The organism is Streptomyces pinistramenti (assembly GCF_020564935.1).
Taxonomy (GTDB): domain Bacteria; phylum Actinomycetota; class Actinomycetes; order Streptomycetales; family Streptomycetaceae; genus Streptomyces; species Streptomyces pinistramenti.
Window position 1 is genome coordinate 1 of record NZ_JAJCXB010000046.1, and the last position, 13,583, is coordinate 13,583.

16 protein-coding genes are annotated in these 13,583 nt (G+C 71.1%); 11 read left to right on the forward strand and 5 right to left on the reverse strand.

Going from position 1 to position 13,583, the window contains the following annotated elements; genetic code table 11:
• Window positions 1-46: 46 nt before the first annotated feature.
• Window positions 47-763 (reverse strand): IclR family transcriptional regulator NdgR, encoded by a 717-nt coding sequence (ndgR, locus tag LIU39_RS25785; protein ID WP_227049296.1) that lies wholly within the window; start codon window positions 761-763, stop codon window positions 47-49.
• Between the two features lie 171 nt (window positions 764-934).
• On the opposite strand from ndgR, the gene leuC reads away from it, so the two are divergent.
• From leuC to LIU39_RS25810, 5 genes are all read left to right on the forward strand, one after another.
• A complete protein-coding gene (leuC, locus tag LIU39_RS25790; RefSeq protein ID WP_227049297.1) occupies window positions 935-2,371 on the forward strand; it encodes a 3-isopropylmalate dehydratase large subunit in 1,437 nt (478 codons plus the stop codon).
• 2 nt (window positions 2,372-2,373) lie between these two features.
• Window positions 2,374-2,967, forward strand: a complete 594-nt coding sequence (gene leuD, locus LIU39_RS25795) for a 3-isopropylmalate dehydratase small subunit (RefSeq protein ID WP_227049298.1) — start codon at window positions 2,374-2,376, stop codon at window positions 2,965-2,967.
• Between the two features lie 135 nt (window positions 2,968-3,102).
• Window positions 3,103-3,348, forward strand: coding sequence for an SCO5555 family protein (locus LIU39_RS25800; RefSeq protein WP_227049299.1), 246 nt, complete (start codon window positions 3,103-3,105; stop codon window positions 3,346-3,348).
• Between the two features lie 125 nt (window positions 3,349-3,473).
• The gene (locus LIU39_RS25805) at window positions 3,474-4,166 is read left to right on the forward strand and encodes an HU family DNA-binding protein (protein ID WP_227049300.1); all 693 of its coding nucleotides are present in this window, start codon (window positions 3,474-3,476) and stop codon (window positions 4,164-4,166) included.
• A 146-nt stretch (window positions 4,167-4,312) separates the two neighbouring features.
• Window positions 4,313-4,516 carry a hypothetical protein gene (locus LIU39_RS25810; protein ID WP_227049301.1) on the forward strand — a complete coding sequence of 68 codons (204 nt, stop codon included), beginning with the start codon at window positions 4,313-4,315 and terminating at the stop codon, window positions 4,514-4,516.
• Here the strand turns inward: LIU39_RS25810 and cofC are convergent.
• Window positions 4,497-5,201, reverse strand: a complete 705-nt coding sequence (gene cofC / locus LIU39_RS25815; protein ID WP_227049302.1) for a 2-phospho-L-lactate guanylyltransferase — start codon at window positions 5,199-5,201, stop codon at window positions 4,497-4,499. The two genes, LIU39_RS25810 and cofC, sit on opposite strands and share 20 nt — an antisense overlap.
• Window positions 5,202-5,342: 141 nt before the next feature.
• On the opposite strand from cofC, the gene LIU39_RS25820 reads away from it, so the two are divergent.
• The 3 genes from LIU39_RS25820 (at window position 5,343) to LIU39_RS25830 (ending at window position 8,450) form a co-directional block, all read left to right on the forward strand.
• Entirely contained in the window at window positions 5,343-6,185 is an 843-nt protein-coding gene (locus LIU39_RS25820; protein WP_227049303.1) for a lysophospholipid acyltransferase family protein, read from the forward strand.
• Window positions 6,182-7,183: an NAD(P)H-dependent glycerol-3-phosphate dehydrogenase gene (locus LIU39_RS25825; RefSeq protein WP_227049304.1), complete on the forward strand. Its 1,002-nt coding sequence runs from the start codon at window positions 6,182-6,184 to the stop codon at window positions 7,181-7,183. The genes LIU39_RS25820 and LIU39_RS25825 overlap by 4 nt, the downstream gene beginning before the upstream one ends.
• Window positions 7,184-7,313: 130 nt before the next feature.
• Window positions 7,314-8,450, forward strand: coding sequence for a D-alanine--D-alanine ligase family protein (locus LIU39_RS25830; protein WP_227049305.1), 1,137 nt, complete (start codon window positions 7,314-7,316; stop codon window positions 8,448-8,450).
• A 42-nt stretch (window positions 8,451-8,492) separates the two neighbouring features.
• On the opposite strand, the gene LIU39_RS25835 is transcribed toward LIU39_RS25830, so the two are convergent.
• On the reverse strand, window positions 8,493-8,984 hold the full coding sequence (locus LIU39_RS25835) for a DUF3515 domain-containing protein (RefSeq protein WP_227049306.1): 492 nt from the start codon (window positions 8,982-8,984) through the stop codon (window positions 8,493-8,495).
• Window positions 8,985-8,993: 9 nt separating this feature from the next.
• Window positions 8,994-9,227, reverse strand: coding sequence for an Lrp/AsnC family transcriptional regulator (locus LIU39_RS25840; protein ID WP_227049307.1), 234 nt, complete (start codon window positions 9,225-9,227; stop codon window positions 8,994-8,996).
• Window positions 9,228-9,385: 158 nt separating this feature from the next.
• On the opposite strand from LIU39_RS25840, the gene LIU39_RS25845 reads away from it, so the two are divergent.
• Window positions 9,386-10,354, forward strand: a complete 969-nt coding sequence (locus LIU39_RS25845; RefSeq protein ID WP_227049308.1) for a thiamine-phosphate kinase — start codon at window positions 9,386-9,388, stop codon at window positions 10,352-10,354.
• 51 nt (window positions 10,355-10,405) lie between these two features.
• Window positions 10,406-11,224 (forward strand): bifunctional hydroxymethylpyrimidine kinase/phosphomethylpyrimidine kinase, encoded by an 819-nt coding sequence (gene thiD / locus LIU39_RS25850; RefSeq protein WP_227049309.1) that lies wholly within the window; start codon window positions 10,406-10,408, stop codon window positions 11,222-11,224.
• A gap of 162 nt (window positions 11,225-11,386) precedes the next feature.
• Here thiD and rpmB read toward each other — a convergent pair whose 3' ends face one another.
• Window positions 11,387-11,572: a 50S ribosomal protein L28 gene (gene rpmB / locus LIU39_RS25855; protein ID WP_030287328.1), complete on the reverse strand. Its 186-nt coding sequence runs from the start codon at window positions 11,570-11,572 to the stop codon at window positions 11,387-11,389.
• A 231-nt stretch (window positions 11,573-11,803) separates the two neighbouring features.
• On the opposite strand from rpmB, the gene LIU39_RS25860 reads away from it, so the two are divergent.
• Window positions 11,804-13,480, forward strand: coding sequence for a DAK2 domain-containing protein (locus LIU39_RS25860; protein ID WP_227049310.1), 1,677 nt, complete (start codon window positions 11,804-11,806; stop codon window positions 13,478-13,480).
• The last annotated feature ends 103 nt before the right edge of the window (window positions 13,481-13,583 follow it).

Sequence of the window (13,583 nt, forward strand, 5' to 3'; positions counted from 1 at the left end):
CCACTGCGGATCCGCGGGCCACGGCCCGGTCGTACGTGTGCGGGGCTCAGCCGGTGCGGCGCAGGCCCTCGGAGAGGCGGGCGGCCGCGTCGATGACCGCCTGGGCGTGCATCCGGCCCGGGTGGCGGGTCAGCCGCTCGATCGGGCCGGAGACGGACACGGAGGCCACCACGCGGTTGGAAGGGCCCCGTACGGGCGCGGAGACGGATGCCACGCCCGGTTCCCGCTCGCCGATCGACTGGGCCCAGCCGCGACGCCGTACGCCGGAGAGCGCGGTGGCGGTGAAGCGGGCGCCCTGGAGGCCGCGGTGCAGCCGCTCCGGCTCCTCCCAGGCCATCAGGATCTGGGCCGCGGAACCGGCCTTCATGGGGAGCGTGGAGCCGACCGGGACGGTGTCCCGCAGTCCGGACAGCCGTTCCGCCGCCGCCACGCAGATCCGCATCTCGCCCTGTCGCCGGTAGAGCTGGGCGCTCTCGCCCGTCACGTCGCGCAGATGCGTGAGCACCGGTCCGGCCGTGGCCAGGAGGCGGTCCTCGCCGGCCGCCGCGGCCAGTTCGGACAGCCGTGGGCCGAGGATGAACCGGCCCTGCATGTCCCTCGCCACCATCCGGTGGTGCTCCAGGGCCACGGCGAGCCGGTGTGCCGTGGGTCGTGCAAGCCCTGTCGCCGCGACCAGCCCGGCGAGGGTGGCCGGACCGGACTCCAGAGCGCTCAATACGAGAGCCGCCTTGTCGAGAACGCCGACGCCGCTAGAGTTGTCCATGCAACGATACTCGCGTCTCACAGTGTGAAACGCAAGTTCAATTTTCCTGCGAAGTCGTCAATCTGTAGATGCGGCCCTCGACCAGGGTCCGGCGAGCGGCCCGGCACGGGGGTGCGGGGTCTCGCACCAGTTCGAGTTGGGCCGGCAATGCGGCCGGCCGGAGGGAAAGCGATGGGACGGACACTCGCGGAGAAGGTCTGGGACGACCACGTCGTCCGGCGCGCGGAAGGCGAGCCCGACCTCCTCTTCATCGATCTGCACCTGCTGCACGAGGTCACCAGCCCGCAGGCGTTCGACGGCCTGCGCAAGGCCGGCCGCCAGGTGCGACGCACGGACCTGACCATCGCCACCGAGGATCACAACACCCCGACCCTCGACATCGACAAGCCGATCGCCGACCCGGTCTCGCGCACCCAGCTGGAGACGCTGCGCAAGAACTGCGCGGAGTTCGGCGTCAGACTGCACCCGCTGGGCGACGTCGAGCAGGGCGTTGTCCACGTCGTGGGACCGCAGTTGGGACTGACCCAGCCCGGCACCACCGTGGTCTGCGGTGACAGCCACACCTCCACCCACGGAGCCTTCGGCGCCCTGGCGTTCGGCATCGGCACCAGCCAGGTCGAGCACGTCCTGGCCACCCAGACGCTGCCGCTGGCCCCGTTCAAGACCATGGCGATCACCGTCGAGGGCGAGCTGCCCGACGGCGTCACCGCCAAGGACCTGATCCTGGCGATCATCGCCAGGATCGGCACCGGCGGCGGCCAGGGCTACGTCCTGGAGTACCGCGGCTCCGCCATCGAGAAGCTGTCGATGGAAGCCCGGATGACCATCTGCAACATGTCGATCGAGGCCGGTGCGCGGGCGGGCATGATCGCCCCCGACGCGACCACCTTCGACTACCTGCGCGGGCGCGACCACGCCCCTGCCGACGGCGCGGACTGGGACGCGGCCGTCGCGTACTGGAAGACGCTGCGCACCGACGACGACGCGGTCTTCGACGCCGAGGTCGTCATCGACGCCTCCGAACTGGCGCCGTTCGTCACCTGGGGCACCAACCCCGGCCAGGGCGCGCCGCTTTCCTCCAGCGTCCCCGACCCCGCTTCGTACGAGGACGTCTCGGAGCGCTTCGCCGCCGAAAAGGCCCTGGAATACATGGGGTTGACGGCAGGTCAGCCGCTGCGCGAGATCGCCGTGGACACCGTCTTCGTAGGTTCGTGCACCAACGGCCGTATCGAGGACCTGCGCTCGGCGGCCGCGACCCTGGAGGGCCGCAAGGTCGCCGACGGCGTACGGATGCTGGTCGTTCCCGGCTCGGTCAGGGTGTCGCTGGAGGCTGTGGCCGAGGGTCTGGACAAGGTGTTCACCGCGGCCGGCGCCGAGTGGCGGCACGCGGGCTGTTCGATGTGCCTGGGCATGAACCCCGACCAGCTGGCGCCGGGCGAGCGCTCCGCGTCCACCTCCAACCGCAACTTCGAGGGCCGGCAGGGCAAGGGAGGTCGTACGCACCTGGTCTCGCCCCAGGTTGCCGCCGCAACAGCGGTTCTCGGCCATCTGGCCTCACCGGCCGACCTGTCCGACGCCGATGTTCGTACGCCCGCGGGAGCCCGATAACCATGGAAGCTTTCACCACCCACACCGGCCGGGCCGTTCCGCTGCGCCGCAGCAACGTCGACACCGACCAGATCATCCCGGCGCACTGGCTGAAGAAGGTCACCCGCGACGGCTTCGAGGACGGGCTGTTCGAGGCGTGGCGCAAGGACCCCGCCTTCGTCCTCAACCAGGAGGTGTACAAGGGCGCCACGGTCCTGGTCGCGGGCCCCGACTTCGGCACCGGCTCCTCGCGCGAGCACGCCGTCTGGGCGCTCCAGAACTACGGCTTCAAGGCCGTCATCTCCTCGCGGTTCGCGGACATCTTCCGCGGCAACTCCCTCAAGAACGGGCTGCTGACGGTGGTCCTGCCGCAGGAGACCGTCGACCGGCTGCAGAAGCTCGCCGAGACCGACCCGACCGCCGAGGTGACGGTCGACCTGGTGGGCAGGCAGGTACGGGCCGAGGGCATCACCGCGGACTTCGAGTTGGACGAGAACGCCCGCTGGCGGCTGCTGGAAGGGCTGGACGACATCAGCCTCACTCTTCGGGAGGAGTCCTCCATCGTGGGGTACGAGGCGAACAGGCCGTCGTTCAAACCGCGTACAGTGGAGGTCTGACCTCGGGCTTTTGGCTCAAAGACATATTGCGTACGATGCGCCCCCTGTGAAGTTGGCAGGGGGCGCATCGGCTTGTCGAGGCCGCTGTTGAGGCCCCGTGAAGCGACAACTCGCCGCAGATGGCACAATTAGCGCATGGAACGCGACGGCCAACTCAAGCTCTACGGTCACGTCGCCGACCGGCTCAAGGACGCACACGCAAGAGTGCGGACACTGCAAGTCCCGGAGGGCGTACGGATGGCGCTGACCCGGAAGCTGCTCGTCATCACGTCCGCGGCAAAACACGATCTTGCGGACGCGGCAAGGCGTCTGGAGTGGTTCATGGCCGACCTCGATGAAGGTCGTTATCCCGAAGACGTGCACACCGACGGAAGTACGTGAGGTTCGAGTTCGTTGCGGCACAAGGGTGATTAGCCCGTTTCGTGTTTGATTTGCGGTATATATCTGCCTAACGTGCGAAAAAGCTTGGAATCTTTCGTTCCAGCAATGTCTCCGAAGGGGAAGACGTGAACAAGGCGCAGCTCGTAGAAGCCATTGCCGACAAGCTCGGCGGCCGCCAGAACGCCGCGGACGCGGTGGACGCCGTACTGGACGCAGTCGTCCGTGCAGTTGTCTCCGGCGACCGCGTTTCGGTCACCGGATTCGGCTCGTTCGAAAAGGTCGACCGCCCGGCCCGCTACGCCCGCAACCCGCAGACCGGTGAGCGGGTGCGGGTCAAGAAGACCTCCGTGCCGCGTTTCCGCGCGGGCCAGGGCTTCAAGGACCTGGTGAGCGGCTCCAAGAAGCTCCCGAAGAACGACGTGGCCGTCAAGAAGGCCCCCAAGGGCAGCCTTTCGGGCGGTACTTCCACCCGTACGACGGTGAAGAAGGCCGCCGCGAAGAAGGCCACCACCGCCAAGAAGGCCGCGGCGAAGAAGACCACGGCCACCGCCAAGAAGGCGACGGCGAAGAAGACCACCGCCAAGAAGGCGGCGCCGGCGAAGAAGGCGGCCGCCACCGCCACGGCCAAGAAGGCGGCGGCGAAGAAGGCCACCACCGCCAAGAAGGCGGCGCCGGCGAAGAAGGCCACGGCCACCGCCAAGAAGGCCACCGTCAAGAAGACCGCCCCCGCCAAGAAGGCGACGGCGAAGAAGGCTCCGGCCAAGAAGGCCACGGCGCGCAAGACCACCGCCAAGAAGACCACCGCCCGCAAGCGGTAATTCCAGCAGCGGCGACGCCTCGCGTCGGGCCGGTCTCCCTTCGGGGAGCCCGGCCCGCGGCGCGTTTCGGGGACGGTTCGCCGCGGACCGCACCACCTTTCGGGCGGCCGGCCGGCCCCGGAGCGCGCTGCTTTAGGCTCTGTCCCATGCAGGCCACCGCGTACACCTACGACTCCGCCTCCCGCTCCGGCAGCGTGCTGCTGGACGACGGCACCCCGGTCCCCTTCGACGCCGCCGCCTTCGACGCGGGCGGACTGCGCCTGTTGCGCCCCGGTCAGCGGGTACGGATCGAGGTCACCGGCGAGGGCGAGGCCCGCCGGATCGTGCTCGTCACCCTTCAGACGCTCTGAGACGGACACACAGCCCGCTGCGGCCCACGTCCCCGGCACTCCCTCCGGCACCGGCCAGCAATGCGGTGTGCGCCCCCACGCCGAGCGCCAGCGCCGCCCGCAGATCCTCGCCGGTGTCCACGTCCCTGCGGACCGAATCGGCGCCCGCCGCAATGATCTCGCGCGCACCCGACGCGAGATGACGCGCCCGTGAGCAGCCACCGAATGCCGGTGCCAATTCCACGCCGGAACTCGCGGTGAGAAGTGTGGTGCCGATATCCGCGGCATCGGTGAGAAATGCGCGGGGAAATAGCGCGGCGTAACGGAGTACCCGTTCCAGTTCGGCGGTCCGCAGTGCCGGGAGATCCGCGTTCAGGGCGGCGACCGCGGCGTCCGGGCGGCGGGCCCTCACCGCACTCGCGCCATGGGCCAGCGCGGCGTTGAGCCCGCGGCCCGGTGCGTCCGGCACGATGCGCGCCCCGAGCGCCGCCAGCCGCTCAGCGGCCAGCGGATCGTCCGTGACAACCGCCACATCCGCGACGTCCGCGCAGGCCAGCGCGGCGGTCACGGTGTCCAGTGCGAAAGCGAGCGCCAACCGCGGCCGGAACTCCTCACCGGCGGCCCGGGAAAGCCTGCTCTTGGCCCGCACCAGCGGTTTCAGTGGCACGACCAGGCTCCAGACCACATCCGCTCCGTCTCTTCGCATCGGCTTCATTTTCCCCTGCTGCCGCAGCTCTCCGGGAGCCGCGGGGTTACGGTGTTCTCGACATAGCGGGTACCTGGGGCGACACTTGTGCGGCTGCCGGCTCGCAGCAGCTCAGCAGGTCCCCACAAGGAGGGTGTCCCAGTGTCCCGCCGCAGAATCGGCTTCTGGTACCGCTTGGCCGCGGTCATCTGCAAACCGCCGCTCTTGGTTCTGTTCAAGCGGGACTGGCACGGAATGGAGAACATTCCGGCCGACGGCGGATTTATCACCGCGGTCAACCACAACTCGTATCTTGATCCGCTGTCGTATGCGCACTATCAGTACAACACCGGGCGGGTTCCCCGATTCCTGGCCAAGGCGGGGCTCTTTCGCAGCGGCTTTGTCGGCCTGATGATGCGCGGCACCGGACAGATCCCCGTCTACCGCGAAACCACCGACGCCGCCACCGCCTTCCGCGCCGCGGTCGCCGCCATCGAGAAGGGCGAATGCGTCGCCTTCTATCCCGAGGGCACCCTGACCCGCGACCCCGCGATGTGGCCGATGCAGGGCAAAACCGGTGCCGCGCGAGTGGCGTTGCTCACCAAGGCGCCGGTGATTCCCGTCGCACAGTGGGGCGCCAACGACGCGATGCCGCCGTACGCCAAGGAGAAGAAGCTCCGCCTCCTGCCGCGCAAGACGCTGCGGGTGCAGGCGGGGCCGCCGGTCGACCTGAGCGCGTACTACGGCAAGGAGCCGACGGCCGAGGTGCTGCGCGAGGTCACCGACGTGATCATGGCCGCGATCACCGTGCAACTGGCGGAGGTTCGCGGCGAGGACGTGCCCGCCGAACCGTACGACCACCGCAAGACCATCGCCCGCGAGCGCCGCGCCGCCCGCGAGGCCGCGAAGGCCGAGAAGGCGGCGGCGACGGCCGCCACGGAACCGGCCGCCGCACCGCAGCCGACCCGAAGCACCCAGCAGGCACAGGAGGATGAAGGCAAGTGACGCGCTGCGCCGTCTTTGGCACGGGGTCCTGGGGCACCGCATTCGCGATGGTGCTCGCCGACGCGGGCTGCGAGGTGACCTTGTGGGGACGCCGCCCCGGCATCGTCGACGCCGTCAACAACGGCCGGACGAACCCCGACTACCTGCCGGGGGTCGAGCTGCCCGCATCCGTACGGGCCACCACCGATCCGGCGGAAGCGGCCGCGGGCGCGGACTTCACCGTCCTCGCCATTCCCTCCCAGACGCTGCGCGCCAACCTCGCCGACTGGGCGCCGTTGCTGCCCGCCGACACGGTTCTGGTCTCCCTGATGAAGGGCGTCGAACTGGGCACGGCCAAGCGGATGAGCGAGGTCATCGAGGAGGTCGCCAAGGCCCCGGCGGAGCGCGTCGCGGTGCTCACAGGTCCCAACCTCGCCAAGGAGATCGCCGCCCGGCAGCCCGCCGCTGCCGTCGTCGCCTGCGCCGACGAAGCGGTCGCCCGCCGGCTCCAGACCGCCTGCCACACCCCGTACTTCCGCCCGTACACCAACACCGACGTGATCGGCTGTGAACTGGGCGGCGCCGTCAAGAACGTCATCGCGCTCGCCGTCGGCATCGCGGCAGGAATGGGGCTCGGCGACAACGCCAAGGCTTCGCTGATCACCCGCGGCCTCGCGGAGACCACCCGGCTCGGCCTCGCCATGGGAGCCGACGCGCACACCTTCGCCGGGCTCGCCGGCATGGGCGACCTCGTCGCCACCTGCTCGTCGCCGCTGTCGCGCAACAACACCTTCGGCCGCAACCTCGGCCGCGGTATGTCGCTGGCGGAGACCATCGCGGTCACCAAGCAGACCGCCGAAGGCGTCAAGTCCTGTGAATCCGTGCAGGATCTGGCCCGCAGGCACGGCGTCGAGATGCCGCTGACCGACACGGTCGTCGACATCGTGCACGAGGGCAAGCCGCCGCTGGTCGCCCTCAAGGATCTGATGTCGCGCAGCGCCAAGCCCGAGCGGCACTGACGGCGCACCGCGCTCACCCGGCCCGGCGGGCGGCCCGGACACCGGGCCCCGGCCGGCGGGCGGACACGGTGCCACCAACGGCCGCCGCAGCGCTGACTCCCTGACTGCCAGCAGGTACCCTCAACCCGATATGAGCAGCCAGACCCCTCCCCACAAGCCCCGTGTCGCCGTCGTGTTCGGCGGCCGCAGCTCCGAGCACGCCATCTCCGTGGTCACCGCGGGAGCCGTCCTGCGCGCCATCGACCGTGAGAAGTACGACGTGCTGCCCATCGGCATCACCGTCGACGGCCGCTGGGCGCTGACCGCCGACGACCCCGAGCGGATGGCCATCGCGGACCGGAAGCTGCCGAGCGTCGCCGAACTCGCCGAGTCCACCGAAGGCGGCGTCGTGCTGCCGGTCGACCCGACCAACCGCGAAATCGTCTACAGCGAACCCGGCTCGGTGCCCAAGGCGCTCGGCGAGGTCGACGTCGTCTTCCCCGTCCTGCACGGCCCGTACGGCGAGGACGGCACGCTCCAGGGCCTGCTGGAGCTGTCCGGCGTCCCCTACGTCGGCTCGGGCGTGCTCGCCTCGGCCGTCGGCCAGGACAAGGACTACATGAAGCGGGTGTTCACCTCCTTCGGGCTGCCGGTCGGCCCGTACGAGGTCATCCGCCCGCGGGAGTGGGAGCAGAATCCCGCGGTGGCCCGCAAGAAGATCGTGGACTTCGCCGCCGAGCACGGCTGGCCGCTGTTCGTGAAGCCCGCCCGCGCCGGCTCATCGATGGGCATCACCAAGGTCGACGGTCTCGACGGCCTGGACGAGGCGATCGAGGAGGCGCGCCGCCACGACCCCAAGATCCTGGTCGAGTCGCTGCTGCGCGGCCGCGAGATCGAGTGCGGGGTCCTGGAGTTCGATGACGGGCCGCGGGCCAGCGTGCCGGCCGAGATCCCGCCGGTCACCGCGCACGACTTCTACGACTTCGAGGCGAAGTACATCGACTCGGCCGCCGGTCTCGTGCCGGCGCCGCTGAGCGCCGATGAGACCGCCGAGGTCCAGGAGCTGGCCGTCGCGGCGTTCGAAGCGGCGTCCTGCGAGGGCCTGGTCCGTGCGGACTTCTTCCTGCAGGACAACGGCGAGTTCGTGATCAACGAGATCAACACGCTGCCCGGCTTCACGCCCATCTCGATGTACCCGCGGATGTGGCAGGAGAGCGGAGTGGACTACGCCGAGCTGATCGACCGGCTGCTCCAGGCGGCACTGCGCCGCTCCACCGGCCTGCGCTGAAACCGCCGGTCCGACGCCGGGCCCCGAGGACGGGGGCCCGGCTCAGACCCCTTCGGGGACGGTCTTCTTCACCGCCGCGGCGAGATCGGTGAGCACGTTGACCTCGGGGGCGTACTTCCCGGGAACGTCCACCTCGACGTAGGTCTTCCGCAGCACCGTCGTGAAGCGGTACCCGTCGTCCTGCTTCTCGAAAAACCATTTGACGCCGTTGACTTCCGCGGCAGTGGAGTCGGGGTTGTAATGTTCACTCCCGGGCGTCAAGGCATTGGGCTTCGGCACCCCGCAGCGCAGTTGCACGGCAGGATCGCCCCATGCGGCAGTGAAGTCCGACTCGGGCTCTGCGCTCGTCCGCGTCAGCCCGTCGATGGTCTGCGGCAACTCCTTGTGGAGGGCCCGGCAGTGCCGGACGGACGCGCCTTCGGGCGTGGGAGGTGTGACCTCGGCCGCAGCGGAACAGCCCACCGCGCAGCACAGCACGGTGAGCGAGGGCAGAACCAGGGACCAGCGGCGCGAAGAGATCACCCGGCCGAGCATACGGGGGAGCTAGATATGGACGACCGGGCAGGTCAGGGTGCGCGTGATGCCGTCCACCCGCTGCACGTTGGCCACGACCATGCGGCCCAGCTCGTCGACGGTGTCGGCCTGTGCACGCACGATGACGTCGTAGGGACCGGTCACGTCCTCGGCCTGGATCACTCCGGGGATCTTCGCGATCACGTCGGCAACCGCCGAAGCTTGGCCGACCTCGGTCTGGATCAGGATGTACGCCTGTACCACGGCACCTCCAGGGCGGCTACGAGGATCATGTGGGAAGAAGGGACGCCACGGTACCGCGTCACCGGGCGGAGCGGGGAGACCCGCGCGGTGAACACGGCAGGTGCGGCGCAGTCGTCAGCGGAGTACGGACCGTCCGTACGCATGAGAAGGGCAACAGCATGAAGGGCACCGTGGGCGAGCTGGGGGAATTCGGGCTGATCAGGGAGCTGACCTCCCGGCTCACCTCCACTCCGGCGGTACGGATCGGACCGGGCGACGACGCCGCCGTGGTCACCGCGCCCGACCGGAGGGTCGTGGCCAGCACCGACATCCTGCTGGAGGGCCGGCACTTCCGCCGTGACTGGTCCACCGCGTACGACGTCGGCCGCAAGGCCGCCGCCCAGAACCTCGCCGACATCGCGGCCATGGGCGCGGTGCCCACCGCGATCCTGCTGGGCCTGGTCGTCCCCGCCGAACTCCCCGCCACCTGGGCCACCGAGCTGATGGACGGGCTGCGCGACGAATGCCAGGTCGCGGGCGCCGCGGTGGTCGGCGGCGACGTCGTACGCGGCGACACGATCACCGTCTCGGTCACCGCGCTCGGGGATCTGCGCAACGCCGAACCGGTGACCCGCGCGGGCGCCCAGCCCGGCGATGTGGTCGCGGTGACCGGCTGGTTGGGCTGGTCCGCCGCCGGGTTCGCGGTCCTCTCCCGCGGCTTCCGTTCCCCGCGCGCCTTCGTGGAGGCGCACCGCCGCCCCGAACCGCCGTACCACGCGGGCCCCGCGGCCGCCGGGCTCGGCGCCACCGCCATGACCGACGTCAGCGACGGCCTCGTCGCCGACCTCGGGCACATCGCCGAGGCCAGCAAGGTCCGTATCGACCTGCGCTCCGCGAAGATCGACATCCCCTCGCAGATGTCCGACATCGGCACGGCCGTCGGCGTCGACCCCATGCAGTGGGTGCTCAACGGCGGCGAGGACCACGCGATCGTCGCCACCTTCCCCGCCGACGTGAAGCTGCCCGCCCGCTGGAAGGTCATCGGCGAGGTGCTGCACCCCTCCGCGCTGCCGCAGGTGACGGTGGACGGCGCGCCCTGGGCCAAGGCCGGCTGGGACCACTTCGGGGACAACGGCGACGCCGAATAGGCCGCAGGGGCGGGCCCGTCCCGCGCGCAACAGGCTTGTAGATTCGGCGGTATGCAGACCCCACCACGTGTGCTGACCATCGCCGGCTCCGACTCCGGAGGAGGCGCGGGCATCCAGGCCGACCTGAAGACGATGCTCGCGCTGGGCACGCACGGCATGAGTGTGGTCACCGCCGTCACCGCGCAGAACTCGCTCGGCGTGCAGGGCGCGTGGGAGCTGCCGGCCGAGGCGGTACGGGCCCAGTTCCGCAGCGTCGTCGACGACATCGGGACGCAGGCCGTGAAGACCGGGATGCTCTCCTCGCCCGAACTGGTGGAGACCGTCGCCGGGCTGCTCGCCGAACTCGATGTGCCCGTCGTCGTCGACCCGGTGGGCGTCTCCAAGCACGGCGACGCGCTGCTCGCCGCCACCGCCCTGGACGCGGTCCGCACCAAGCTGCTGCCGACCGCGACCGTCGCCACCCCCAACCTCGACGAGGTCGCCCAGCTCACCGGCATCCGCGTCCAGGAGGAAGCCGGCATGCGGCGGGCGGCCGACGCGATCCTCGGCTTCGGCCCGCGCTGGGCACTCATCAAGGGCGGCCACCTGCCGACGGATCCGGGCGACGCGGGCGGCAGCGCCGTCGACCTGCTCACCGACGGCAGCGAGGAACACTGGCTGCGCGCCCCACGGCACGACAACCGGCACACGCACGGCACCGGCTGCACCCTCGCCGGCGCCGTCGCCGCCCGCCTCGCCCACGGCGACACCGTCCCGCAGGCGGTCGCCGCCGCCAAGGACTACGTCACCGGCGCCCTCGCGGCAGGCTTCCGGCTCGGCGCCGGCATCGGGCCGGTGGACCACGGCTGGCGGCTGCGCGGCGACGGCTGAGGCCGCGACGGCAAGGGGCGGGCCCCGGCGACGGCTTTCACATCACCGGGGCCCGCCCCTTTTCGGCTCCCCGAAGGAATGCGGAAAAGGCGAAAGCCGGTCCACCTTTCGGTGGACCGGCTTTCGCCAAGCAACCGGCTTGGCTGCGCTACGGCTAAGACGTCAGCGCGAGACCTTGCCGGCCTTGATGCACGAGGTGCAGACGTTGAGCCGCTTCGGCGTACGCTCGACCACTGCACGAACCGTCTGGATGTTGGGGTTCCAACGACGGTTGGTACGGCGGTGCGAGTGCGAGACACTCTTGCCGAAGCCCGGCCCCTTGCCGCAGACGTCGCAGTTGGCAGCCACGGGTCACTCCAAAGACTTCAGATGCACTTACGGTGAATCCCGACGAGCCGAGTGCATTGACCGACCGGCATCGCCAGGAGAGGAATGGCCCGACTCTCATCGGGCAACCGGAGCAGCATACAACGGCCGCTCCCGTAGAACGAAACTACCACGGTCGCCCCGGCCCCCGCCCCGGCCTCCCGGTGTGACCGCGGCTACTGTGCGGGACAGCCCAAGCCCCAGGAGGACGCTGTGCCGCACCCGCTCGACGCCGCCGCGGTCCGCGCCTGGTGCGGACTGGCCCTGGAGGCGCTCGGCAGAGAGCGGGCACGGATCGACGCGATCAACGTGTACCCCGTGGCGGACGGCGACACCGGCACCAACCTCTACCTGACCCTCGAATCCGCGGCCCGCGCCGTGGAGGCCGCCTTCGACGGCCACGGCTCGGCCGGCACCGCGCCCTGCCTCGCCGACGCCATCGGCGCCATGGCACACGGCGCCCTGATAGGAGCCCGCGGCAACTCCGGCACGATCCTCGCGCAGCTGCTGCGCGGCATGACGGAAGTGCTGGCCGCCGACGAGCCCGCGAGCCCCGCCCGTGGCTGCCCGCCCGCCACCCTGCGCCGGGCGCTGCGCAGGGCCGCCGCCGCCACGTACGAAGCCGTCGCACACCCCGTCGAGGGCACCGTGCTGACCGTCGCGACCGCCGCTGCCGACGCCGCCGACCGGGCCGCGGACGCCGCCCCGGACGTCGCCGCAGTGGCGCGAGCCGCCCACGACGGCGCCCGCGCCGCGCTGCGGGCCACCCCCGGGCAGCTCGCCGTGCTGGGCAGGGCCGGTGTCGTGGACGCCGGCGGCTGCGGCCTGGTCGCACTCCTGGGCGCGCTCGCCGACGCACTGTCCGGAGAGGTGACCGCCGTGCCGGTGGTGGTACGGGCGGACGCGCCGCTCCCCGAGGCGGCCGGCGCCGCCACGGCGGCCGACGGCTGCCCCACCGCCGAGCACGCGCACGCACCGGGGCCCGCCTTCGAAGTGATCTACCTCCTGGAGGCCGGCGACGCCGAGGTGGCCCGGCTGCGCGCCCGGCTCGACGGGCTCGGCGACTCCTTGGTGGTGGTCGGCGGGGACGGCCTGTGGCACGTCCACGTCCACGTCGACGACGCGGGCGCCGCCGTCGAGGCCGGCATCGATGCGGGCCGCCCGTACCGGATCCGCATCACCCACTTCGACGGCACCGGGGGCGCCCGGCCCGCCGCGCCCGCGATGGCGGCCCGCGCGGTGGTCGCCGTGGTGTCGGGGGAGGGCCTCGCCGGACTGTGCGAGGAGGCCGGGGCGCGGGCCGTCTCCGTGCGCCCGGGGGAGCCGCCCGCATCGGGCGAACTCGTGCAGGCCATCCGCCAGGCGCACGCCCGCGAGGTGATGCTGCTGCCCAACGACCCCGAACTGCGGCACACCGCTGCCGCCGCTGCCGAAGCGGCCCGCACCGAGGGCGTACGGGTCGCGCTCATCCCCACCCGCTCCGCGGTCCAGGGCATCGCGGCGCTCGCCGTCCACGAGCCGGACCGCAGCTTCGACGAGGACGCCGTGGCGATGACCTCGGCCGCCGGCGCCACCCGCTACGCCGAACTCGCCGTCGCCGAGCGGCAGGCATGGACGATGGCCGGCGTCTGCCAGGCCGGCGATGTCCTCGGCCTGATCGACGGCGACGTGGCGGTGATCGGCGACGACCTGACGCGGACCGCGCTCACGGTGCTCGACCGGATGCTGTCGGCGGGCGGCGAAATGGTCACCCTGGTACTCGGCGCACACGCTCCCGACGGGCTCGCCGAGCGGCTTGAGCGCCACGTACGCGAGCGTTTTCTCGCCGTGGACACCGTCGTCTACGAGGGCGGCCGGTACGCGCCGCCGCTGCTCATCGGCGTCGAATAGCGGCGGGGAACGGCGCCGTCGGACGGCGGCGGTGAAGGCCGTGCGCACGCTCCCGGCATTCCGCGCCGCCTGCATTTCCCGCGTATTCCGCCGGCATTCCGTC